The sequence below is a fragment of the Brevundimonas sp. genome (assembly GCF_013912065.1).
Taxonomy (GTDB): Bacteria; Pseudomonadota; Alphaproteobacteria; order Caulobacterales; family Caulobacteraceae; genus Brevundimonas.
Window position 1 is genome coordinate 117908 of sequence record NZ_JACESA010000006.1, and the last position, 22762, is coordinate 140669.

The 22762-nt window shown below is 69.1% G+C and carries 19 protein-coding genes; 4 read left to right on the top strand and 15 right to left on the bottom strand.

What is annotated here, in order from left to right; translation table 11 throughout:
• Positions 1-4 precede the first annotated feature (4 nt).
• Complete coding sequence (locus tag H2037_RS07070; RefSeq protein ID WP_292119581.1) at positions 5-415, bottom strand: metallopeptidase family protein; 411 nt, start codon at positions 413-415, stop codon at positions 5-7.
• A gap of 128 nt (positions 416-543) precedes the next feature.
• Here H2037_RS07070 and H2037_RS07075 point away from each other — a divergent pair, with 128 nt between their 5' ends.
• Positions 544-2901, top strand: a complete 2358-nt coding sequence (locus H2037_RS07075; protein ID WP_292119583.1) for a PAS domain-containing sensor histidine kinase — start codon at positions 544-546, stop codon at positions 2899-2901.
• On the opposite strand, the gene H2037_RS07080 is transcribed toward H2037_RS07075, so the two are convergent.
• Entirely contained in the window at positions 2898-4547 is a 1650-nt protein-coding gene (locus H2037_RS07080; RefSeq protein ID WP_292119586.1) for a M28 family metallopeptidase, read from the bottom strand. The two genes, H2037_RS07075 and H2037_RS07080, sit on opposite strands and share 4 nt — an antisense overlap.
• Before the next feature lie 37 nt (positions 4548-4584).
• Complete coding sequence (locus tag H2037_RS07085; protein WP_292119588.1) at positions 4585-5790, bottom strand: TIGR03862 family flavoprotein; 1206 nt, start codon at positions 5788-5790, stop codon at positions 4585-4587.
• Between the two features lie 64 nt (positions 5791-5854).
• On the opposite strand from H2037_RS07085, the gene greA reads away from it, so the two are divergent.
• Positions 5855-6334, top strand: coding sequence for a transcription elongation factor GreA (greA, locus tag H2037_RS07090; RefSeq protein ID WP_292119773.1), 480 nt, complete (start codon positions 5855-5857; stop codon positions 6332-6334).
• A gap of 6 nt (positions 6335-6340) precedes the next feature.
• Here the strand turns inward: greA and H2037_RS07095 are convergent, their stop codons facing one another.
• Genes H2037_RS07095 through H2037_RS07150 form a run of 12 tightly spaced genes read right to left on the bottom strand, consistent with a single transcriptional unit; the run spans position 6341 to position 16221 of the window.
• Positions 6341-6778, bottom strand: a complete 438-nt coding sequence (locus H2037_RS07095) for a helix-turn-helix domain-containing protein (protein ID WP_292119590.1) — start codon at positions 6776-6778, stop codon at positions 6341-6343.
• Between the two features lie 11 nt (positions 6779-6789).
• On the bottom strand, positions 6790-8427 hold the full coding sequence (gene lnt, locus H2037_RS07100) for an apolipoprotein N-acyltransferase (RefSeq protein ID WP_292119593.1): 1638 nt from the start codon (positions 8425-8427) through the stop codon (positions 6790-6792).
• A 4-nt stretch (positions 8428-8431) separates the two neighbouring features.
• Positions 8432-8878, bottom strand: coding sequence for an rRNA maturation RNase YbeY (gene ybeY / locus H2037_RS07105; protein WP_292119596.1), 447 nt, complete (start codon positions 8876-8878; stop codon positions 8432-8434).
• Positions 8875-9861, bottom strand: a complete 987-nt coding sequence (locus H2037_RS07110; protein ID WP_292119600.1) for a PhoH family protein — start codon at positions 9859-9861, stop codon at positions 8875-8877. The genes ybeY and H2037_RS07110 overlap by 4 nt, the downstream gene beginning before the upstream one ends.
• A complete protein-coding gene (miaB, locus tag H2037_RS07115; RefSeq protein ID WP_292119603.1) occupies positions 9861-11306 on the bottom strand; it encodes a tRNA (N6-isopentenyl adenosine(37)-C2)-methylthiotransferase MiaB in 1446 nt (481 codons plus the stop codon). The genes H2037_RS07110 and miaB overlap by 1 nt, the downstream gene beginning before the upstream one ends.
• A gap of 44 nt (positions 11307-11350) precedes the next feature.
• On the bottom strand, positions 11351-11836 hold the full coding sequence (locus H2037_RS07120; RefSeq protein ID WP_292119776.1) for a Fur family transcriptional regulator: 486 nt from the start codon (positions 11834-11836) through the stop codon (positions 11351-11353).
• Between the two features lie 28 nt (positions 11837-11864).
• Complete coding sequence (rimI, locus tag H2037_RS07125; RefSeq protein ID WP_292119605.1) at positions 11865-12308, bottom strand: ribosomal protein S18-alanine N-acetyltransferase; 444 nt, start codon at positions 12306-12308, stop codon at positions 11865-11867.
• The gene (gene tsaB / locus H2037_RS07130; protein WP_292119608.1) at positions 12305-12985 is read right to left on the bottom strand and encodes a tRNA (adenosine(37)-N6)-threonylcarbamoyltransferase complex dimerization subunit type 1 TsaB; all 681 of its coding nucleotides are present in this window, start codon (positions 12983-12985) and stop codon (positions 12305-12307) included. Before tsaB ends, rimI begins: the two co-directional genes overlap by 4 nt.
• A gap of 10 nt (positions 12986-12995) precedes the next feature.
• Entirely contained in the window at positions 12996-13400 is a 405-nt protein-coding gene (locus tag H2037_RS07135) for a helix-turn-helix transcriptional regulator (protein ID WP_292119610.1), read from the bottom strand.
• Between the two features lie 45 nt (positions 13401-13445).
• Positions 13446-14033, bottom strand: coding sequence for a helix-turn-helix transcriptional regulator (locus H2037_RS07140; protein ID WP_292119612.1), 588 nt, complete (start codon positions 14031-14033; stop codon positions 13446-13448).
• Between the two features lie 59 nt (positions 14034-14092).
• Positions 14093-14665: a NifU family protein gene (locus tag H2037_RS07145; protein WP_292119615.1), complete on the bottom strand. Its 573-nt coding sequence runs from the start codon at positions 14663-14665 to the stop codon at positions 14093-14095.
• Between the two features lie 38 nt (positions 14666-14703).
• Positions 14704-16221, bottom strand: coding sequence for a helicase HerA-like domain-containing protein (locus tag H2037_RS07150; protein WP_292119617.1), 1518 nt, complete (start codon positions 16219-16221; stop codon positions 14704-14706).
• Between the two features lie 96 nt (positions 16222-16317).
• Here H2037_RS07150 and H2037_RS07155 point away from each other — a divergent pair, with 96 nt between their 5' ends.
• Both H2037_RS07155 and H2037_RS07160 read left to right on the top strand, forming a co-directional pair.
• On the top strand, positions 16318-17460 hold the full coding sequence (locus H2037_RS07155; protein WP_292119619.1) for an AI-2E family transporter: 1143 nt from the start codon (positions 16318-16320) through the stop codon (positions 17458-17460).
• 350 nt (positions 17461-17810) lie between these two features.
• On the top strand, positions 17811-22667 hold the full coding sequence (locus H2037_RS07160) for an NAD-glutamate dehydrogenase (RefSeq protein WP_292119622.1): 4857 nt from the start codon (positions 17811-17813) through the stop codon (positions 22665-22667).
• The last annotated feature ends 95 nt before the right edge of the window (positions 22668-22762 follow it).

Genomic DNA, 22762 nt, shown 5'->3' on the forward strand with positions numbered 1-22762 from the left:
GGCGTCAGTCCGCCGCGTCCTCGATGGCGTGGATGTCGTCGTCGGACAGGCCGAAATGGTGGCCGATCTCGTGGATCAGGACATGGGCGATCAGTTCGGACAGGCCCACGTCGCCGCGTTCGCACCATTCGTCCAGGATCGGCCGACGATAGAGGAATATCCGCGACGGCTCGGCGGCCGGCCCCAAGCTGTCGCGCCGGCCGATGTCCACGCCGTGATATAGGCCGGTCAGTTCGAACGGATCCTCGATCTCCAGGTCCGCCAGGGTCTGTTCGTCCGCGAAGTCGTCGATGCGGAAGACGACCTCGCCGGCGGCGGCGCGGAACGCCTCGGGCAGGGCGTCGAAGGCCGAACGGGCCAGCCGCGCGAAGTCGTCGAGAGAGGGGGCGAAGAGGTCGTCGTCGGCGTCGGTCATGGCTTCGCTATCGCCGTCCGGACGCTGCGGCGCAACCGGGCGCGACGACGCAACCGCCGCCACGATTTTTTCTCGCGCGCTTGGGGTATGGTAAGGGCGAATCAGGTCGCCGGAATCCAAGGACAAAAATGGCCGAGGCCGACATCGCCTATGTCGCCACCGCAGGCGCAGCCGGACTGGCCCTGGCCGTCAGCGCCTGGGCCTTGCGACTGCGCGCCCGGCTGAACGCGACGACGACCGCCGCCGAACGGGCGCGGAACGTCGCCCTCAGCGACCTGGGCCGCCACGACAGCATGTTGCGCGCCTTCGATGACGTCAGCCTGGCCCTGACGGCGGAGGGTGAAGCCAGCGGCGCGCCGATCGGCCCGGCTGAACTGGTCGCCCGGCTGTGCGGCGTGGAAGATGGGGTCGCCGCCGACGCGGGGGCGATCGTGCTGACGCGCCTCAAACAGAGCCATGCCGGGCAGATTGAGGCCCTGGTCGCGACCGGCAAGGCGTTCGAAGGTCTGACCGATCTGGGCGACGCCGAGCCCTGGCGGATCGAAGGCCGGGTCGCGGGCGGCGGCGCCTGGCTGCGTCTGTCGCCGGCGTCGAGCGTCATGTTGACCGGCGCCGACGCGACCGAGAGCGGTCTGGCCATGCTGGGCGACGCTTCGCCGATTCCGACCTGGGTGGTGGACGGGACGGGCCGGCTGGCCTGGGCCAACCGGGCCTGGCTGCACGAGATCGGCGCCGACAGCGTCGCCACGGCGCTGGAGGAGGGCCTGTCCTTCGATCGGGGCGCCGACGCCTTGGTGGCCGAGGCCGGACGGCTGGGCGTGCGACAGGAAGGTTTCCGCTGGACCACCGGCGGCGGCCATCGCCGCGCCTGGCGGGTCATCGCCGAACCGGCGGGCGGCGGGGCCGTCACGGCCTTCGCCATCGAAGTGACCGAGGCCGAGGAGACGCGCGACACCCTGCGCCGTCACGTCGACGCCCATGACGAGACCCTGAACCATCTGGCCGACGCCGTGGCCATCTTCGGCCCGTCCAAGCGGCTGGCTTTCCACAACACCGCCTTCCAGACCCTGTTCGACATCGATCCGGCCTGGCTGGACGAGCGGCCGACCCATGCGGAGCTGCTGGACCGGCTGCGCCAGCGTCGACGCCTGCCGGAAGTCGTCGACTACGCCGGCTGGAAGGCGCGCGAGCTGGAGTTCTACGGCGCGTCCCAGGCCTCGCCGGACGACAGCTGGTCCCTGCCCGACGGGCGGACCCTGCGCGTGGTGCGCCAGCCCCATCCGCTGGGCGGCATATTGCTGATCTTCTCGGACATCACCGACGAACTGAACCTGCGTAGCCGGTTCAACGCCCAGATCCAGGTCCAGACCGCCACCCTCGACAAGCTGAACGACGCGGTCGCCGTGTTCGGCTCGGACGGACGGCTTCGGCTTCACAACGAGGCGTTCGAGAATTTCTGGACCCTGTCGGGCGAACAGATCGCCGCCTCGACCGATTTCGACGCCCTGGCCGAACTGTGCAAGGCCACCCTGCCCGACCCGGCCCTGTGGCTGGGGCTGAAGGCGCGGGTCGCCGATCCCGATCCGGAAAGCCGGGTCGCCATTTCCGGCGAGGGCCGCACCAACGACGGCCGGATCGCCGCCTGGCAGACCCGCCCCCTGCCGGACGGCGCCACCCTGGTCGCCTTCTCGGACGTCACGGCCCGGCGCGGGCTGGAACAGGCCCTGGTTCAGCGCGAACAGGCGTTGGCCGAGAGCCAGGCCCTGAAACGCGAGTTCGTCGGCAGCGTCTCCTATGAGCTGCGGACGCCGCTGACGACCATCGTCGGCTATTCCGAACTGCTGGAGACCATGGCCGACCTGCCCGAACGCAGCCGTCAGCACGCCGGGGCCATCCGCGTCGCGGCCAGCCAGCTGGCCCGGTCCATCGACGACGTGCTGGACATGGCCCAGATCGACGCCGGCGAAATGGAGCTGTCGCTGGGCGATCTTCGCGTTTCCGACCTGCTGGGCCAGGCGGCCGAGAAGGTTCGTCCCAAGGTCGAGGGCCGGGGCGCGACCCTGACCGTGCTGTGCGAACCGGGCCTGAAACCGATCCGGGCCGACGACCACCGTATCGGCCAGGCGTTGAACCATCTGCTGGAGAACGCCGCCCGTTCCGTCTCGGAAGGCGGCGCGGTCACCCTGTCGGCCGAGAGCGGCGCGGCCGAGGTTCGCATCACGGTGTCGGACTCGGGGCGCGGCATCCCCTATCATCTGCAGGCCCATGTGTTCGACCGGTTCGTGCGGCGCGAACGCGGCGGCCCAGGCGTCGGCCTGGCCCTGGTCAAGGCCCTGGTCGAGCTGCACGGCGGCTGGGCCGAGGTCGAGAGCGAGCCCGGCAAGGGCGCCGCCTTCATCCTTCACCTGCCCTTGGGCGCCGCGACCACCGCCGCCGCGCCCGAGCTGGAGCTGGAGGTCCCGTCGGTTCGGGCGGCCGTTTCCTAGGGCCGCATCGATTTCGAGCGGTCCCGCGCCGGGCCGAACTCGGCGCCTGGGTTCCACTCCGGCCATTGGTCCGAATCCGCCAGCTCGCGGCCTACGGCGTAGATCAAGGCCACATCGGCGGCGGCGGCGTCCATCCGCCAGGTGTGGTCCCATTCGTCCGATGGCTGGTGATAGCGGTTCTGGACATAGTCGCGGCTGGCCGCGCTGGCGCCGGTGAAGCCTGCGGCGGGGAAGAGGGCCGGGACGCCCTTCAACGCCAGCGGGAAGTGATCCGAGCGATAGAAGGCCCCGGCCTGGGGCGCCGGATCGGCGATCAGGCTGCGGCCGACTTCGGTCGCGTGGCGGGCCAGCACATCGTCCAGCTGGTTCTTGCCCTTGCCGATGACGACGACATTGGCATCGATCTCGGTTCCGGGCAGCAGGCTGTCGACATTGATGTTGGCGACCGTGGTCTCCAGCGGCCAGACCGGATTGGCGGCGTAATAGGTCGAGCCCAGCAGGCCCGCCTCCTCGCCCGACCAGGCGGCGAAGACGACCGACCGTTTCGTCGGCGGCGCGCTGGCGAAGGCGTGGGCCAGTTCCAGCAGGGCGGCGACCCCCGTCGCATTGTCCACGGCAGCATTATAGATCTTGTCGCCCGAGGCGTCCGGCGTGCCGACGCCGTAGCCGTCCCAGTGGGCGCCGTACATGACCGTCTCCTCCGGACTTTCCGCGCCGGGGATGCGGGCGATGACGTTCTTGGTCTCGACCCGGTCGGCGACCTGACCGAAATCGACGCTCAGGGTCACGCCCGGCAGGACGACGGGGCGGAAGTCGGCGCGGCGGGCGCTGGCCTTCAGGGCGGTGAAGTCGAGACCCGCGGCGGTGAACAGTTCTTCCGCCTTGGCGCGCTGAATCCAGCCCTGGAAGGGCGCGCGTTCGGCGTCGGGATCGGCGCGGACGATGTCGAACTTGGGCGCGGCGGACGAGTTCTGCAGCACCGACCAGCCATAGCCGGCGCCCGCCGTCTCATGCACCACCAGCACGCCGGCGGCCCCGCGTCGGCCCGCCTCCTGGAACTTGTAGGTCCAGCGGCCATAGAAGGTCATGGCCTTGCCGTCGAACAGATCCGCCACGGGATCGCCCGCGGGGGCCTCGAAGTCGGGGTCGTTGACCAGGACGACGATGACCTTGCCCCGGACGTCGACGTCCTTGAAGTCATCCCACTGGCGCTCGGGCGCCGTGGCGCCATAGCCGACGAAGACGACCGGCGCGTCCGTCACCGTGACATGATCGACGGGACGGTCGCTGGAAACCAGAACGTCGGGGCCGCGCTCCAGGCTGATCGTGCGGTCGCCGACGCGGGCAGCGATAGCGGCCGGGCCGTCCTGACGGGTGCGCGACAAATGGGCGACCTGAACAAAGGCTCCGTCGGGTCCGCCGCCCTCGGCCCCGGCGGCGCGGAACTGTTCGACCAGCCAGGCGACGGTCTTCTCCTCGCCCGGCGAGACGGGGGCCCGACCTTCGAATTCGTCCGAGGCCAGGACGCGCACCGCCTCGTTCATCCGCGCGGCGTCGATGTTCGGCGCGGCCTCCTGGGCCGAACCGGCCGTCGATACGGCCATCATCAGGGCCAGGGCGGAAACGGCGGGAAGAGCGTGGCGCATCGGGAACTCCTTGGGGGCGAGGGCCAGCCTGCCCGCCTCAGTCCCGGATGTCGACCCAGTCCAGCACGCCGCGGGCCGCGACGACGCCGGAGGCGAAACTGGCCTGAAGCAGATAGCCGCCGGTCGGCGCCTCCCAGTCCAGCATCTCGCCGGCGACGAAGACCCCCGGTCGGCCCCGCAGCATCAGACGGGCGTCGACCGCGTCGAGCGCTACGCCCCCGGCGGAGGAAATGGCCCGCTCAAGCCCCTGGACCCCCGTCAGTCTCAGCGGCAAGGCCTTGATCCGTCGCGCCAGGGCCGCCGGCGAATCCGGCAGGGGGCCGGCCTCGCGCAGAAGGGCCGCCTCGACGGGATTCAATCCCGCCGCCTTGCGCAGATGGTTCGACAGGCTGGCCTTGCCGCGCGGACGCGACAGCCGTTCCGTCAGCCGCCCGGTCGCCACATCCGGCTTCAGGTCGATCTCGAGATCCGCCCGTCCCTGCACCTCGACCGCCGTCCGCAGTTGGGCCGACAGGGCATAGACGGCCCCGCCCTCTATGCCGTAGCCGGCGATCATGGCTTCGCCGCGCACGGTGCGGCCGTCATGGGTCAGGGCGACGCCCTTCAACGGTTGACCGGCGAACCGCTCGCGGAACATCGACGACCAGTCGACGTCGAAGCCGACGTTGGCCGGTCGGAACGGCGCTACAGGCGCGCCCAGCCAACCAGCCCAGGCGCCGTCCGAACCCAGACGCGGCCAGCTGGCGCCGCCCAGGGCCAGGACCACGGCGTCTGGCCGTTCCAGACGCTCCCCGTCCGGCGTGTCGAAGACCAGCGCCCCGTCCCGCCACCCGATCCAGCGCGACCGGGTGCGGATTTCGACGCCGAGCCCGTGAAGCCGCGCCAGCCAGGCCCGCAGCAAGGGCGAGGCCTTCATGGCCCGGGGAAACACGCGCCCGCTGGACCCGACGAAGGTCGGCTGGCCCAGCCCCTCGACCCAGGCGGTCAGATCGGCGGGGGAAAAGACGCCGATCCAGGCGCCGACCGCCGCCGAAGCCTCGCCATAGCGACCCGCGAACCGCTCCATCGGCTCGGAATGGGTCAGGTTCAGCCCGCCTCGGCCCGCCATCAACAGTTTTCGCGCCGGCGACGGCATCCGCTCGTGCACCACAACCCCCATCCCGGCCTCGGCCAGGGTTTCAGCCGCCATAAGGCCGGCGGGGCCGGCGCCGATCACATGCACCAGACAGGCGGATTGGGTCATCGGCCTGCTTTGCCCGCTCAAGGCGACGCTGGCTATAGGGGGCCGGATCGTTATGTTCCGCACCATGAGCGTCGCCTTCACCCGAGAAGAAGATCTGGAAGCCACGGCCGCCGACCTGGTGGACCGCCCGATCTCGCCCCATCCCAATCTGGTCACGCCTGAAGGCCTGGCCCTGATCGAGGCCGAACTGGCCTCGGCGCGCGCCGCCTACGGCGCCGCCCAGGTCAAAGGCTCGATCGAGGCCGACCGCACCGCCATGGCGCGGGCGACGCGCGATCTGCGCTACTGGTCCGCCCGACGGGCCTCGGCCCAGCTGGTCGAGCCGGGCGAGGACGACGGCCGCGTACGGTTCGGGGGTTGGGTCTCTATCGAGCGCGACGACGGCCGCGCCCAGACCTGGCGTATCGTCGGCGAGGACGAGGCCGATCCGGCCAAGGGTTCGGTCAGCCACGTCTCCCCTCTGGCGCGCGCCCTGCTGGGCCGACGGGTCGGAGACGAGGCGGTGGTGGCCGGTCAGTCGGTCGAGATCGTCGGCCTGGGCTAATCCGCCTTAGCGGCCCCTCTCGGATTCTTCGCCCAGCATCTCGCGGATCATGTCCAGGATCAGTTTCTGGTTTCGGGCCGGCAAGCGCGGCGCAAGCCGGGCGATCTCGACGCTGTGTTTCGTCGGCCTGTCCGTCGGGCTCTGCGGCGCGTGTTGGAAACCAGGGCCGTCGTCTTCGCCGACGCCCAGGGCGCGGTCTTGCGGCGCGTCGAAGCCGTGGAAGAAGAAGGGAATGTCCACCTTCATGAACTCGGCCATCTCGAACAGTTTGGACGCCGAGACGCGGTTCGTGCCCTTCTCGTATTTCTGGACCTGCTGGAAGCTGACGCCGACGGCGCGGGCCAGGGCGGTCTGAGTCAGGCCCAGGCCGAGACGTTTTTCCTGCACGCGGCGGCCGACGTGGCGATCGACGGGATGCGGCTCCTCGATCTTCTCACGCGTCATGCCCGTCCGCCTCAGATCACTGTTCGATTCGTACGGAGCCTAGTTGTTCGAATCAACGGCCACAAGCCGGCGAGACCGGCGGCGATCAGACCGACGAGGAAGAACCAGTCGCCCATACGGCCATAGGGGGTGACGCCGGTCGGACGCGGCAGGCGGGCGTCGATCACGCCCATGACGCCGGGGTCCAGTCGCTGACCCTCCACGATCCGGCCCCAGGGATCGATCATGGCCGAAATCCCCGTAGGCGTGGCTCGAGCAATGGGCAGGCCCGTCTCGATGGCGCGATAACTGGCCAGGTTCAGGTGCTGGCGGGGTCCGGAGGTGGCGCCGAACCAGGCGTCGTTCGAGGCGTTGACGATCCAGTTCGGACGGCCCGCCGCGCCCGGCGTGAAGCCCGGATAGAGGCTTTCGTAGCAGATCAGCACCTGGGCCGGCGGCGCGCCGGGAATGGCGATCGGCGCCGGGACGGGTCCGGCGGAAAAATCGCTGGGCATATGCACCAGGCTGCGCAAGCCGACCGCCGTCATGATCGAGCCGAGGGGCAGATATTCGCCGAACGGCACCAGCCGGTGCTTGTCATAGACGGCGGCGATCCGCAGACCCGGTCCGCCCTCGTCGGCCAGGGCGAACAGGCTGTTGTAGTAGCGGCCGCCCTCGGGCGCCGTCGGGTCCGGCTCGCCGCGCGCCAGGCCCATCAGCAACGTCTGGCCGGGACGGAGGGCGGTGGCGATGGATGTGGCGTCGGCCGAGGCGAAGACGTCGTTGGCCGAGGCCGGCAGGGCGCCTTCGGGCCAGACCACCACGTCGGGAGTGGCGGCGCCGGGCTGGGCCGTCAGGGACAGGTAGCGATCCACGATGGAGCGGTAGGTCGCTGGAGACCATTTCGTCTCCTGTTTCACATCGGCCTGGACCAGACGGACCACCGTGTCGGTGAACTGGAGATCGGCCTGCGCCAGCCGGACGGCGCCGAAGACGCCGACCGCCGCCAGGGCCAAAACGCCCAGGCCGGCCGAAATCAGACGGCCGCGCTGCGCCCCCGGTCCGATCAGCGGGGCGAGGGCGGCGGTCGCGGCCACGGTGACCAGGCTAAGGCCATAGACGCCGACGACCGAGGCGAACTGCGACATGCCGCCGCCCGCCCGCCAGGTCGCCCCGGCCGGGTTCCAGGGAAACCCGGTCAGCACATGGCCGCGCAGCCATTCGGCGGCGCAGAACAGGGCGGCGAACAGCAGAACCCGAACCGGACCGATTGGCGCGTATCGGCGATAGAGGGCGCAGGCCGCGCCCCAGAACAGACCCAGGCCCGCCGGCAGCAGGCTGGCGGCGAAGGGCGCCATCCAGGCCTGTTCCGGATTGACGAAGAAGGCCTCCGCCACCCACCAGCAGCCGATGAAGAAATAGGCGAAGCCCGCCAGCCAGCCCATCCAGAAGGCGCCGCGCGCGGTGTCGGAACGCTCCGACAGGATCATCAGCAGCGGATAGCCCAGAAGCCCGATCAGCAGGCCGAACGGCGGATGGGCCAGGGCGGTCCCCGCCCCCGCCAGCAGCGCCAGACCGATGCGGATCAGCCGCCAGGTCAGGGCGCGCCGCCGCTCGGGCAGACTTCGGATGCGGGCGGCGAAACGGTCCAGGGCGGCGTCGGGGAACATCGGGTCAGTCCTGCTCGGCGGCGTAGGGATCGGCGACCCCCAGTCCGGCCAGGATCTCGCGTTCCTCGGCTTCCATCTCCTCGGCCTCGACGTCGTCCTCGTGATCGCGGCCCAGCAGGTGGAGCACGCCATGGACGACCAGATGGCTCAGATGGTCGGACAGGGTCTTGCCCTGGGCCTCCGCCTCGGCCGCGCAGACGCCGTAGGCCAGGACGATGTCGCCCAGATGGGGCGCTGCGCTTTCGGGCGCCGGGAACGACAGGACATTGGTCGGCCGGTCCTTGTCCCGGAACCGGGCGTTCAGGTCGCGCACCGCCGCATCGTCGGTCAGCAGGACGACGACGTCGCCCGCCACAGATCCCAGCGCCGCCTCGGCGGCCCGGCTCACGACGGCTTCGGCCTCCGGCACAGCGCCGGTCCAGGCTTCGGCCTCGATTTCGATCTCGATCATGCCAGGTCTTCGAGGTCGGGAGTCGGCCGGCTGCGTTCGGCGTCAGCGTCATAGGCGCGCACGATCCGCTCGACCATGGCGTGGCGCACCACGTCCTCGGCCGCGAACTTCAGAATGCCGACGCCCTTGACCCCGTCGAGGATCCGCAGGGCGTGGGCCAGACCGGAATCGCGCGGGTTCAGCAGGTCGATCTGCGACGGGTCGCCGGTGACGACCATGCGCGCGCCCTCGCCCAGACGCGTCAGGACCATCTTCATCTGCAGGCGCGAGGTGTTCTGGGCCTCGTCGACGATGACGAAGGCGTGGCTGAGGGTGCGGCCGCGCATGAAGGCGATGGGGGCGGCCTCGATCTCGCCCTTGTCGCGGCGCCGCTGCACGTCCTCGGCGCCGAGGATGTCGTTCAGCGCCTCCCAGATCGGGGCCAGATAGGGGTCGACCTTCTCGTTCAGGTCGCCGGGCAGGAAGCCCAGTTTCTCGCCCGCCTCGACCGCGGGCCGGGTGATGACCAGCCGGTCCACCTGACCACGCCGCAGCAGGGAAGCGCCATAGGCCGCGGCCAGGAAGGTCTTGCCGGTGCCGGCCGGGCCGACGCCGAAACTGAGCTCGCAGCGACCCAGCATGTCCAGATAGGCCGCCTGGGCCTTGGTCTTGGGCACGATGGAGCCGCGCTTGCCCCCCGGCAGCGAAACGCCGGCGGCCGCCATGCCCGGCGTGCCCTTGCCGCCCCGCGCCTGGCCCAGGGCCGCGCGCACATCGGCCTCGGTGACTTCCGCCCCCAGGGCCGCGCGCTTGGCCAGGTCCTCGATCACGCGACGTGCGTCGGACCGGTCGCGCGTGCCGCCGTTGACGGACACCCCGCCGCCCGGCGCCTCGACCAGCACCTTGAAGGCGTCCTCGATCAGGGCGACGTGACGGCTGTTCGGCCCGACGACGGCTTGCAGTTCGGCGTCGTTCAGCGGGACGAACTCGGACTCTCTCGCCATCAAGCGGCCTTTTCTTCTTGAGCTACCGCCTCGCGCGCGGCGCCAGGTTGCATGAGCCCGGTGGTGACAAGCCTGCCGGTCAGGCTGTTCTGCTGGCCGGCCAGGATCTCGACCGGAACGATCTGGCCGATCAGATGATCCGCGTCGTCGACATGGACCGACTGAAGATAGGGGGAACGGCCCACCGCCTGATGACGGTGGCCATGCCGGCCCTTGCGGTCGAACAGGATGTTCAGGGTCCGCCCAGCCTGGGCGGCGTTGAAGGCGGTCTGCTGTTCGGTCAGCAGTTCGATCAGCCGGTGCAGCCGCTCCCTGGCGACCTCGGGATCGACCTGTTCGCCCATACCGGCGGCCGGCGTGCCGGGGCGGGGCGAGTACATGAAGGCGAAGGCCGAGGCGTAGCGAACCTGCCTGACCAGATTCAGCGTGTCCTCGAACTCCTTGTCCGTCTCGCCGGGGAAGCCGACGATGAAGTCGCCGGCCATGGCCATGTCCGACCGGGCCTCGCGGATGCGGCCGATCAGATCGAGGTATTTTCCGCGCCCGTGCTTCCTGTTCATCAGCCGCAGAATCCGGTCCGAGCCGGCCTGAACCGGCAGGTGCAGATAGGGCATCAGGGCGTCCAGGTCGCCGTGGGCGGCGATCAGTTCGTCCGACATGTCGTTGGGATGGCTGGTCGTATAGCGGATGCGGTCCAGACCGGAGATCTCGGCCAGAGCATAGGCCAGTTCGGCCAGGCTGGCGGGCTTGCCGTCCGGACGCTCGCCGTCATAGGCGTTGACGTTCTGGCCCAGCAGGGTGACTTCGCGCACCCCGCGATCGGCCAGGGCCCGCGCCTCCTCCAGCACCGAGGTCATCGGCCGCGACCATTCGGCGCCGCGCGTATAGGGGACGACGCAGAAGGTGCAAAACTTGTCGCACCCTTCCTGCACCGTCAGGAAGGCGGTCGGGCCGGTGGTCCCGCGCGCCGCGGGCAGGGCGTCGAACTTGTCGTTCGGAGCGAAGTCGGCGCCGATCCGCTCGCCCCGCGCCCGCGCCGTGCGGGTCAGCAGCTCGGGCAGCTGGTGATAGGCCTGGGGGCCGACGACGATATCGACCGCCGGCTGGCGTTTCATGATCTCCTCGCCCTCGGCCTGGGCGACGCAGCCGGCGACGGCGATGGTCAGGTCGCCGCCCGCCTCGCGCTTGATGTCGCGCAGTTCGCGCATCTTGCCGAGTTCGGAATAGATCTTCTCGGCCGCTTTTTCGCGGATGTGGCAGGTGTTCAGGATGATGAAGTCGGCCGCCTTGACGTCTTCGGTCACGGCATAGCCCAGCGGTCGCAGGACATCGGCCATGCGCTCCGAGTCATAGACGTTCATCTGGCAGCCGTAGGTCTTGATGAACAGGCGCTTGGCGGGCGCGTCCGGCAGGGCGTCGGCTTGCGGAACCAGGGTGTCGGTCATGCCGGGCTTATGATCGCCCGTGCGAGGGACGACAAGACCGAGGCTCAGCCCGCGTCCACATCGGCGGGTCTCACCCGGGCGGCGTGGCGCTGGAAGATCAGGCCCTCACGCTTGGACGGTTCGGCGCCCTCGATCGGCACGCCGTACAGTTCCAGCTTGTGGCCGATCAGTTCGAATCCCAGGCGTTCGGCGATCTCGGTCTTCAGTTTCTCGATCTCGGCGTCGAAGAATTCGATCACCTCGCCGGTCTTGGTGTCGATCAGGTGGTCGTGGTGATCGTCGCCCGCCTCTTCGTAGCGGCTGCGGCCGTCGCCGAAATCATGCTTCTCGACCACGCCCGCCTCTTCGAACAGGCGGACGGTGCGATAGACGGTGGCGATCGAAATATGGGGGTCGATCGACGACGCGCGGCGGTACAACTCCTCCACATCCGGGTGATCCTCGGCCGAAGACAGGACGCGGGCGATCACCCGGCGCTGTTCGGTCATACGCATGCCGCGGTCGGCGCAGAGTTTTTCGATCCGGTCCATGGCGCTTAGAATAGGCATTTGGATCGCATCAGGGAAGCGTCGCCGCACGCGGAATCGCCGCAAGGTCGAGACCGAGGACCAAGGCGTCCGTCCGGCCGCCCTCCGGCGCGGCGTAATAGGCCTTTCGACGGCCGATCGGGCGAAAGCCCGCCCGGTCGTAGAGGGCGCGGGCCGCGACATTGTCTTCCGCCACCTCGAGGAACAGGCGCGAGGCTCCGGCGCGGGCGGCCTCCACGGCCCCCTGCCCTGTCAGACGTCCGCCCAGACCCGCGCGGCGCGCATCGGGCCGCACCGCCAGGGTCAGGATTTCAGCCTCGTCCAGGACGACGCGGATCAGGATGAAGCCGTCCGGCTCGACCACGGCGAAGACCCCGGCCTGGGTCAGCAGATCCGCGAACTCGGCCTCGCCCCATGGCGTAGCGAAGGCCTGGGCGTGGATGGCCGCCAGGGCGGCGGGACCGACGCGCGTCATGGCGCCGGCTGCCGCGGCTGGCCCGGCAGACGACTGGGCGGGGTGGCGTCGGGCGCGCGAAGATAGAGGGGGCGGGGCGGATATTCGGCTGGATCGGCGGCGGCGACCAGCCGCGCCAGGGCCTGAGGCGACGGCGCGACGCGGGCGTCCAGCGTCGCATATTTCAGGTCGGGGAAGGCTTCCGCCAGGACGGCGGCGCCGCTGCCGACCAGACGAACCTCCGGACCCAGGACGGCGATCCGTCGCGACGCCTCGTCGAGCGAGAGAGCCTCGTCTGGCCCGACAGCCGCGCCGTCGATGAAGAATTTGGCGTAGACCTGACCACGCCGCGCGTCGATCAGGGCCGCGACCGGCGCGTCGTCGGCGTCCAGCGAGGCCGCCAGCCCGTCCAGCGCCGAGATCCCGACCACCGGCCGGTCCAGGGCCGCGCCCAGACCCTGGGCGAAGGCCAAACCGACCCTCAGGCCGGTGAAGGAGCCCGGCCCGACGGTGACGCCGATCCGGTCCAGGGCGTTGAAACCCCCGCCCGCCTCGGCCACGACGTCCCGCGCCAGACCGCCCAGCCGTTCCTGATGGCCCTTGGTCATGGGTTCGAACCGTTCGGCCAGGGGCCGCCCGTCCTCGAATACGGCCGCCGTGCAGGCGCCGAGCGCCGTATCGATCACCAGAAGTCTCATGTCCGGCCTTCTAGGCGGCTCGCGCAAGAACCTCCACCAGTCGCGTCAGGGCCTGGCGAACCGAACGATCCTCGATGCGGGAGAAACCGTCCGCCATCGCCCGCCCCTCGGGCGTCGCGGCCATGGACCGCATCAGGGAAAGCTCCGCGTTTTCCGCCTCCCCCGGCCGCTCCGGGAAAAAGGCTTCGACCGGCAGGCCCAGCGCCAGGGCCAGGTGATGCAGGCGGGAGGCCGAAATCCGGTTCTGCCCGCCCTCGTATTTCTGCACCTGCTGACAGCTGACGCCGACCAGTTCGCCCAGGGCGGTCTGGGACAGGCCCAGCGCCGCCCGCCGGGACGCGATCCGCGCCCCGACCATCGCGTCGAGGGGTTCCGGCGCACGGGCCGTGTTGCGAGGGGCGTCTTTCCTGTTCATGGACGAAGAGTGACACAACCCTTCCGAGCATACAACCTTTTCGTTTCATTCCTCGCGGCGCGCGATCACGGCCGACACCGTGGCGATCTCGGCGCGGTCGAGGGTTTCACCCCCGTCCAGAGATCCTGCGCCGCGGACGTGAATTCGGCTGGCGTCCTCCCGGTCGAAAAGACGCGCCCGCACGTCGCCGTCCTTCATTTCGATGACGCAGCCCTGGCCGGGACGGGGCCAGAGACCGGGACGGACTTCCAGCACCACGCCTGCGGACGCCCAGGGCGAGAGGGCGTCGTTGGAGAGCCGAAACCGGGTCACGCCGACGGCCGGCGGGGCGTCAAAGCCGCGCCCACGGGCCTCCAGTCCGGTGACGGTCAAAGCGGAAATGGTCGCCTCAGACGGCCCGGACAGGCGCAGGGCCAGAGCCTCCGGCGTCGAGTCCAGGGCCCCGGTCAGCCGCCGCTGCACGTCGGGACGAAACAGGCCCGGTCGGCGGCCGGATTCATACAGGCCCCAACCTTGGCTGGTCATGTCCAGGCGGGCGCCGGCCTCGGCTTGGGACAGGCCGCGCTCCCGGCGCAGGGCGGCGAGCGCCTCGCCCAGGCGAAGGACTTCGGGATCGGGAATAAAACGCGGCATGGGACGGAGAGGATGGCGCCCCGACGCACGTCTGACGAGAACGAAAGCGCGTCCGAAGCCTAGATTGTCTGCTCGACCCGCGTCACTTCGGGCACATAGTGGCGCATCATCTGCTCCACGCCCGCCTTAAGGGTCGCCGACGACGAGGGGCAGCCCGAACAGGCGCCGCGCATCCGAAGGCTCAGCACGCCGGTTTCTTCATCGAAGGAATCGAACAGGATGTCGCCGCCGTCCTGGGCCACGGCCGGGCGGATTCGGCTGTCGAGCAGAGCCTTGATCTCGGCGACGATCTCGCTGTCATCCTCGGCGTGGGTCTCGACCCCGCCGTCGCCGCCGCGCGTCAGGGGCTGGCCCGAAACGAAATGATCCATGATGACGCCCAGGATCGGCGCCTTCATCTCCGACCAGTCCGGTCCCGACTCCTGCCGGGTCACCGACACATAGTCCGCACCGAAGAAGACGCCGTCGACGCCTTCCAGCTCGAACAGAGCTTCCGCCAACGCCGATCCGTGCGGCGATGCGGTCGCCTCGTCTATGGTGCGATATTCCAGGGCGGCGGTCGGCGAGACCTCGCGACCGGGCAGGAACTTCAGCGCATTCGGATTGGGCGTGGGTTCGGTCTGGATGAACATGGACGGGAGATGCGCCCGCCCCTACCCCGTTGCAAGACCTAGCGCCGCTTCAGACCGCCCAGAACGCCGCGCAGCAGTTCGCGGGTGATGGTCGATCCGGCCGTCCGCAGCACCGACTTGGTCAGGGCCTCCATCGGCGTCTGGCGATTGGAGGTCCGGGCCCGCGGGGCGGGACGGGGGGCGGCGCGGACCTGTTCTTTGACCTGTTCCCTGGCTGCCTTTTCGTCCGATCTCGCCTGGGCTTCGGCGGCCTCGGCCTGATCCGACGCCGCATGACGAGCGGCCAGGATTTCCTCGGCGGATTCCCGGTTCAAGGCCTGGTCATAGAGGCCCCGCACGGGGCTGGCGGCCATGACGGCGGCGCGTTCGACCTCGGTCGCGGGACCCAGGCGCGAGGCTGGAGGACGGATCCTGGTGCGCGCCACGACGGTGGGAGCGCCCTTCTCGTCCAGCACCGAGACCAGGGCTTCGCCGACGCCCAGGCCCTGGATCGCCTCGGCCGTGTCGAAGGCGGGGTTGGCGCGGAAGCTCTGAGAGGCGGCCTTAAGCCCCTTCTGCTCCGACGGCGTATAGGCGCGAAGGGCGTGCTGGATGCGATTGCCTAGCTGGGCCAGGACGCTATCAGGGATGTCGGCCGGGTTCTGAGTGACGAAATAGACGCCCACCCCCTTGGACCGGATCAGCCGCACGACCTGCTCGACCTTCTCCAGCAGGGCGCGCGGGGCGTCGTTGAACAGCAGGTGCGCCTCGTCGAAGAAGAAGACCAGGCGGGGCTTTTCGGGATCGCCGACTTCCGGCAGCTGCTCGAACAGTTCCGACAGCAGCCACAAGAGGAAGGCGCCGTACAGGCGCGGGCTGTTCATCAGCCGGGTCGAATCCAGCACATTGACCTGTCCCCGGCCGTCCAGCCCGACGCGGATCATGTCCTCCAGCTTCAGGGCGGGTTCGCCGAAGAAGGCGTCGCCGCCCTGCTGCTCCATCTGAAGCAGGGCGCGCTGAATGGCGGCGATCGAGGCGGGGGCGACATTGCCGACCTCCCGCCCGATCCGGTCGGCGTTCTCGCCGACATAGGCCAGGAGACTGCGCAGATCGCCCAGGTCCAACAGTAGCAGGCCCTCCTTGTCGGCGACATGGAAGACCACCGTCAGAACCCCTTCCTGCACCTCGTTCAGGTTCAGCATCCGCGCCATCAGCACTGGACCGATCTCGGAAACCGTGGTGCGGATGGGATGGCCCTTCTGCCCGTAAAGATCCCAGAAGACCGTCGGCGCGGCGCGCGGCGTCAGGGTCAGACCCATGTCGGCGGCGCGGGAGAGCAGTTTCTCGTTCGGCGCGCCGATCTGGGAAATGCCCGACAGGTCGCCCTTCACGTCGGCGCAGAAGACCGGCACCCCCGCGTCCGAAAAGCCCTGGGCCATGATCTGCAAGGTGACCGTCTTACCCGTCCCGGTCGCTCCGGCGACCACGCCGTGTCGGTTCGCGCGATGGAACAGCAAGGTTTCCGGCAGGGCGGCGTCGGACTGGCCGAGGAACAAGCCGGGAAGGGCGTCGGACATGCGGTTCTCCGATTGCATCTGCGCGAGGTCTAGCGCGTTCAACCCCAAGCCGAAACCGCGATTGACGCGGCCGTCGGACGCCTCGACAAGGGCAGGATGAAAAGCCCCGTCACCATGCAGCCGTCGGCCGTATCGCGGAACGCCGCCGCCCTGATCGCCACGGTGGCCGCAGGGGCGGCCATCTATTGGCTGCGGGACATACTGACCCCCCTGGCCATGGCCATCTTCCTGCTGATCATGATCGACGGGGCGAAGCGGTCTGTGGCGGCGCGGACGCCGCTGAACGATCGCTGGGCCGGTGTCACCGCCCTGATCCTGGTGGTCCTGGCCTTCTTCGCCTCCATAGCCATCATCGTGAACGGGGCGGCGGGCTTCTTCGGCGAGGCGTCCGGCGTGTCGCAAAACATCGGTCCGCGCATCGACCAGATCATCCGCGACGCCTACGGCCTGGTTCGCTTGAACGACCCGCCGACTGCGCAGGATCTGATCAACGGTGTCGACATCCGGGGCTATCTGACCGGCATGGCTGTTCAGGCCCAGGGCATCGCCTCGGGCTCCTTCTTCGTCATGGTCTATCTGGGGTTCCTGCTGGCGTCGCAGATTGGTTTCCGACGCAAGATCGTCGCCATGTTCCCCCTCAAGAACCAGCGCGACGAAGCCGTCGCCGTCTTCCACCGGGTCCGCGGCGGGGTCGAGGGATATATCTGGGTCCAGACCGTCACCGGGGCCATGATCTGTCTCGCGGCCTGGATTCTGATGCGGGCCGTGGGGCTTCAGAACGCCGAGTTCTGGACCTTCGTGATCTTCATCGTCGGTTTCATACCGGTATTGGGGGGAGCGGTCGCCGGCCTCGCGCCGCCGTTGTTCGCCCTGGTGCAATTCCCCAGCTATTGGCCCGCCCTGATCCTGCTGGTGGGACTGCAGACCATCCTCTTCATCGTCGGCAACCTGGTCCAGCCCCGCATGCAGGGCGACAACCAGAACATAGATCCGGTCGTGGTCCTGTTGTCCCTGGCCTTCTGGGGCAAGCTGTGGGGTGTGGTCGGCATGTTCCTGTCCACCCCGCTGGCGGTCATGGCCATGGCGATTCTGGCGGAGTTTCAGGGGTCGCGCTGGATGGCGATCCTGCTGTCTGGCGACGGCGAACCCTATGCCGACGAGGCGAGGCCGAGACGAGACTCGGTCGACCGCACTGGCGAAGCAAGGACAGACGAGGATGGGACCGGAGCCGGGGCCTGAACCCTGCGGCGCCGCGTCGCGTCGAAAGCTGCGCCTTTGTCCCTTGAACGGCGCAACGGGCCTCCCATCTGATCATCAACGCTGCGGGACATTTCCCCTCCGAACCGCAGCGAAGCGAGGCCGACGCACCCTCCCCTCCCCAAGCGTCGGTTCGCGCAGGCCGCCGAGTTCCCCCGCTCGGCGGCCTTCTCGTTTGTGGCGCCGCACAAGTATTCCACTCTGAACACTGTTCATGAAAATCTCGGTCGTGAGGGGCTTCCCGCGCGACCGGACCTGGCCTAGTCAGCGATGTGGCGCGCAGTCGCGCGCCCGCCCCTGCGGCCACGGCCGCGTCGCCGAGACTGTAGTCCATGACCGCCCTCGATCCGCGCCCCGCCACGGTTCAGCCGATCTCCCTGGCCGACCTGGAAGCTTCATTCGCGCGGATTATCGGCGCCGACCCCGGCCGATCCGAACAGTCCTTCCTGGCTCAGGCGCACGACGATTATGCGGCCGACGAAACGCCCGAACTGGACGGCGAGGACCTTGCCGCGCTCCTGGCGGCCTCCTGGCGCGCGGCGATGGATTATCCGGTCGGTTCGGCGCCCCTGATCACGGTCGGGCCGCTGGCCGGCGCCGACGGCCAGGCGCTGGACTACGACCTGGTCCGCATCATCCAGACCGACGCGCCCTTCCTGGTCGACAGCGTCATGGGCGCCCTGGCCGAGGCCGGGGTCTCGGTGCGCGCCCTGTTCCATCCGGTGGTCGAGCTGGAGGACCGGCGCCTGTCGGTGATCATGCTGGTCATCGACGGCGCGCCGCAGGAACGTCGCGACGCCCTGGGCGAGGGCCTGGCCGAGTGTCTGGCCGACGTCCACGCCGCCGTCGCCGGTCACGAGGCGATGACCAGTCTTATGCGTCAGGCCGTGCAGCGGCTGGAAACGACTCCGCCGGGCGTCGATCCGGCGATCCTGGCCGAGAACATCGCCTTCCTGAAATGGCTGAAAAGCGACCATTTCGTTTTCCTGGGCGCGCGCGACTACGATTACCCGCGCGGCGCCGACGGCGATTACCAGGCCGAGGCCCCGCTGAGCCAGTCGAGCGCCGGCCTGGGCATTCTGGCCGATCCCGAGCGCACCGTGTTGCGTCGCGCGTCGGAACCCGCCGTCCTGACTCGCCAGATGCGCCGCCAGCTGGACCTGAGCGAGCCGGTTACGGTGGCCAAGGCCAACGCCCGGTCACGCGTCCACCGCCGCGCCTACATGGATTACGTGGGGGTCAAGCGGTACGGCCCGGACGGCAAGGCGACGGGCGAGACCCGGTTCGTCGGCCTGTTCACCTCTGAAGCCTACGATCAACTGGCGACCGAGACGCCGCTGATCCGCCGCAAGGTGGCCAATGTGATGGCCCGCGCGGACAAGGCGCCCGGCAGCCACAACGAAAAGCGGCTGCGCAACATCCTGGAGAATTATCCGCGCGACGAGCTGTTCCAGATCAGCGAGGACGAGCTTCTGTCGATCTCCCTGGGCATACTTCACCTCTATGACCGGCCGCGCATCCGCCTGTTCTCGCGCCAGGACCCGTTCGACCGCTTCGTCTCGGTCCTGTGCTTCATTCCGCGCGAGAAGTTCGACGCGACGGTGCGCGAACGGATCGGACAGATCGTGGCTCGCGCCTGGGGCGGCCGGATCTCGGCCTGGTATCCGCAACTGTCCGACGCGCCCCTGGTGCGGGTCCACTTCATCATCGGCGTCACGCCCGGCGAGCATCCGACGCCCGACGCGGCTCAGCTGGAGCATGACGTGGCCGAGGCCGGGCGCGGCTGGGTCGAACGGTTCGAGGGGGCGCTGCGCCGCGCCGATGTCGAGGACGTCGAGGTCGGTCCGCTGAGCGCCCGCTGGGCCCGCGCCTTCGGCGCCGCCTATCGCGACCGGTACGCCGCCGACGAGGCCGCGATCGATCTGAATGAAATGAACCGGCTGAACGCCACCGGTCAGGTTGGCGTCGGCGAATCGGTCGTGGTGCGCGCCTTCCGCAACCCCGACGACAGCCGTCTGCAGTTCCGCTTCAAGCTCTATCGCCGCGGGCCTTCGGTGCCCCTGTCCGACGTCCTGCCGATCATGGCCGACATGGGCCTGAAGACCCTAGAGGAATACGGCTATCCGATCCGGCCGATGGGCGAGGAGGAGATCCACGTCCATGAATTCCTGATGGAGGATCCACGCGGCGAGGACCTGGTCTTCGCCGACGTCAAGGGACCGTTCGAGCGCGCCTTCGCCGCCGTGTGGAACGGGCGGACCGAAAGCGACGGCTTCAACCGCCTGGTCGTCGAACTGGGCATGGAATGGCGCGAGGCCGCCCTGATCCGCACTTTGGCCCGTTACCGCCAGCAGACCGGTCTCGATCCGTCCCAGGCGGTGCAGGAAGAAGCCCTGCGCGAATATCCCGACGTGTCGCGGGCCCTGCTTTCGCTGTTCATGGCCAAGTTCGAAGAGGCCGGCGGCCCTGTCGAAACGCGTGCGGCGGCGGTCGCCGAGCTGAGCGCCAAGATCAACACCCTGCTTCAGGACGTGAAGAGCCTGGATCACGACCGGGCGCTGCGTCGGATCGCCGCCCTGATCGGCGCGATCAAACGGACCAACTATTTCCAGCTGGACGTCGACGGCCTGCCCAAGCCGCACATCTCGATCAAGATCGCTTCCAGCGAACTGGAAGATCTGCCCCTGCCCAAGCCCTATCGCGAGATCTTCGTCTGGGCGCCGCACGTCGAGGGCGTCCACCTGCGCTTCGGCCCGGTGGCGCGGGGCGGCCTGCGCTGGTCGGACCGTCGCGACGACTTCCGCACCGAGGTGCTGGGCCTGGTCAAGGCGCAGCAGGTCAAGAACGCCGTCATCGTGCCGGTCGGCTCCAAGGGCGGCTTCTATCCGAAACAATTGCCCCGCACGACCGACCGCGAGGCCATCCAGGGCGAGGCGATCCGCGCCTATCGCACCTTCCTGTCGGGCTTGCTGGACATCACCGACAATATCGCGGCCGACGGATCGGTGACGCGCCCGGCCCATGTCGTGGCCTGGGAACAGGACGACCCCTATCTGGTCGTCGCCGCCGACAAGGGCACCGCCACCTTCTCGGACATCGCCAACGGGGTCTCGGCCGCCTACGGCTTCTGGCTGGGCGACGCCTTCGCTTCGGGCGGGTCGATCGGCTACGACCACAAGGCCATGGGGATCACGGCGCGCGGCGCCTGGGAGGCGGTCAAGCGCCACTTCCGCGAGATGGGCAAGGACATCCAGACCGAGCCTTTCACCATGGTGGGGGTCGGCGACATGTCCGGCGACGTCTTCGGCAACGGCGCCCTGTTGTCCGAGGCGACCAAGCTGATCGCCGCCTTCGACCACCGCGACATCTTCATCGATCCCGATCCCTTCCCGGCCATCAGCTGGAAGGAGCGCAAACGCCTGTTCGACCTGCCGCGCTCGTCCTGGCAGGACTATGACAAGGGCCTGATCTCCAAGGGCGGCGGCGTCTTTTCGCGCTCGGCCAAGTCGATCCAGCTGACGCCCCAGATCAAGGCGGCCCTGGACATCGCCGAGGACGAACTGGACCCGGCCAGCCTGATCCGCGCCATTCTGAAGGCGCCGGCGGAGCTGCTGTATCTGGGCGGGATCGGCACCTATGTGAAATCGGCCGCCGAGACCGACGCCCAGGTCGGCGACAAGGGCACCGACGCCCTGCGGATCAACGCCGACGAACTGCGGGTCAAGGTGGTGGGCGAGGGCGCCAATCTGGGCTTCACCCAGGCCGGACGGATCGTATTCGGCCAGAACGGCGGCCGGATCAACACCGACGCCATCGACAATTCGGCCGGGGTCGACACCTCGGACCATGAGGTCAACATCAAGATCCTGGTTGGTTCGGCAGTGACCAACGGCGTCCTGCCGGCCAAGGAACGCCCTGCGTTGCTGGCGTCGATGACCGACGAGGTCGGGCTGAAGGTGCTGGCCCACAACTATGACCAGACCCTGGCCCTGACGCTGCAACAGGCCGAGGGGCCGGGCGCGCTGGACGCCCAGCAGAGGTTCATGCAGACCCTGTCGGCGCGCGGCAAGCTGGACCGCAAGGTCGAGGGCCTGCCGAACGACGCCCGCGTCAAGGAGATGATGGCCGCCGGCATACCGCTGGCCCGGCCCGAACTGGCGGTCCTGACCGCCTACGCCAAGCTGGAGCTGTCGGAGGAGATCGTCGCGTCCCAGGCGCCGGAGGATCCCTTCTTCGAAGAAATCCTGGTCCGTTACTTCCCCCAGGCCCTGGCCAAGTTCGAACCTCAGATGAAGAGCCACCGGCTGCGGCGCGAGATCATCGCCACCGTCATGGCCAACGAGGTGGTCAACATGTGCGGCCCGACCTTCCCGGACCGGCTGCGCGGCTCGGCCGAGTGCGACACCACCGCCCTGATCATCGCCTTCGAGGCCGCGCGGCGCGTGTTCCGGCTGGACGAGGCCTGGGACGCCGTCTCGGCTCTGGACCTGAAGATCTCGGCCGAGGCCCAGACCGCCCTGTACCGCGAAATCGCCGTCGTCCTGCGTCGCCAGACCTTCTGGCTGGCCCGACGCGCCAAGGCCGGCGTCTCGGTCCAGGCGCTGATCGACCGCTACCGTCCGGTCGCCGACGCCCTGCAGGACGAGGGCGCGCCGGTATTGTCGCGGTTTGAGCAGGCCTGTCTCGACGCCCGGGTCAAGAAGTTCGCCGACCACGGCGCGCCGACGGACCTGACCCGCCGCATCGCCATCATGCGCCCGCTGGTCGCCGCGTCCGACGTCGGCGACCTGGCGCGGGAGACCGGCTGGCCGGTCGCGGCGATGGCGCGTCTTTATCACCAGGTCGGAGCCGCTTTCGATTTCGACCGGCTGCGCGCCGCCGCCGGCTCGATTCCATCAATGGACCATTTCGACCGGCTGGCGGTGCGCCGGCTGATCGAGGACCTGATGAACGAGCAGGCCACCCTGACACGCGCCGTGGCCCGCGCCTCGGACGCCTCGGTCGGGATCAGCGAGGACGCGTCGGAAACCGCCGTCGATCGGTGGATCGGGTCCAAACAAGCTGTGGTCGAGGGCGTCCGCGCCTCCGTGGACGAGATCGAACAGTCCGGCACGGGCTGGACCTTCGCCAAACTGACCATCGCCAATGCGACGATCCGCGATCTGGCCAGCGCCGCGGTCGCTTCTTGAGGGCGGTCTCCTTTCTCGGTCGGACCGAGCGCCTGTTCGGGCGCGGCTTGACGAGAGCCGCGTCTCGCGGCCTCTTCGGTCGATAAGAAACGAGC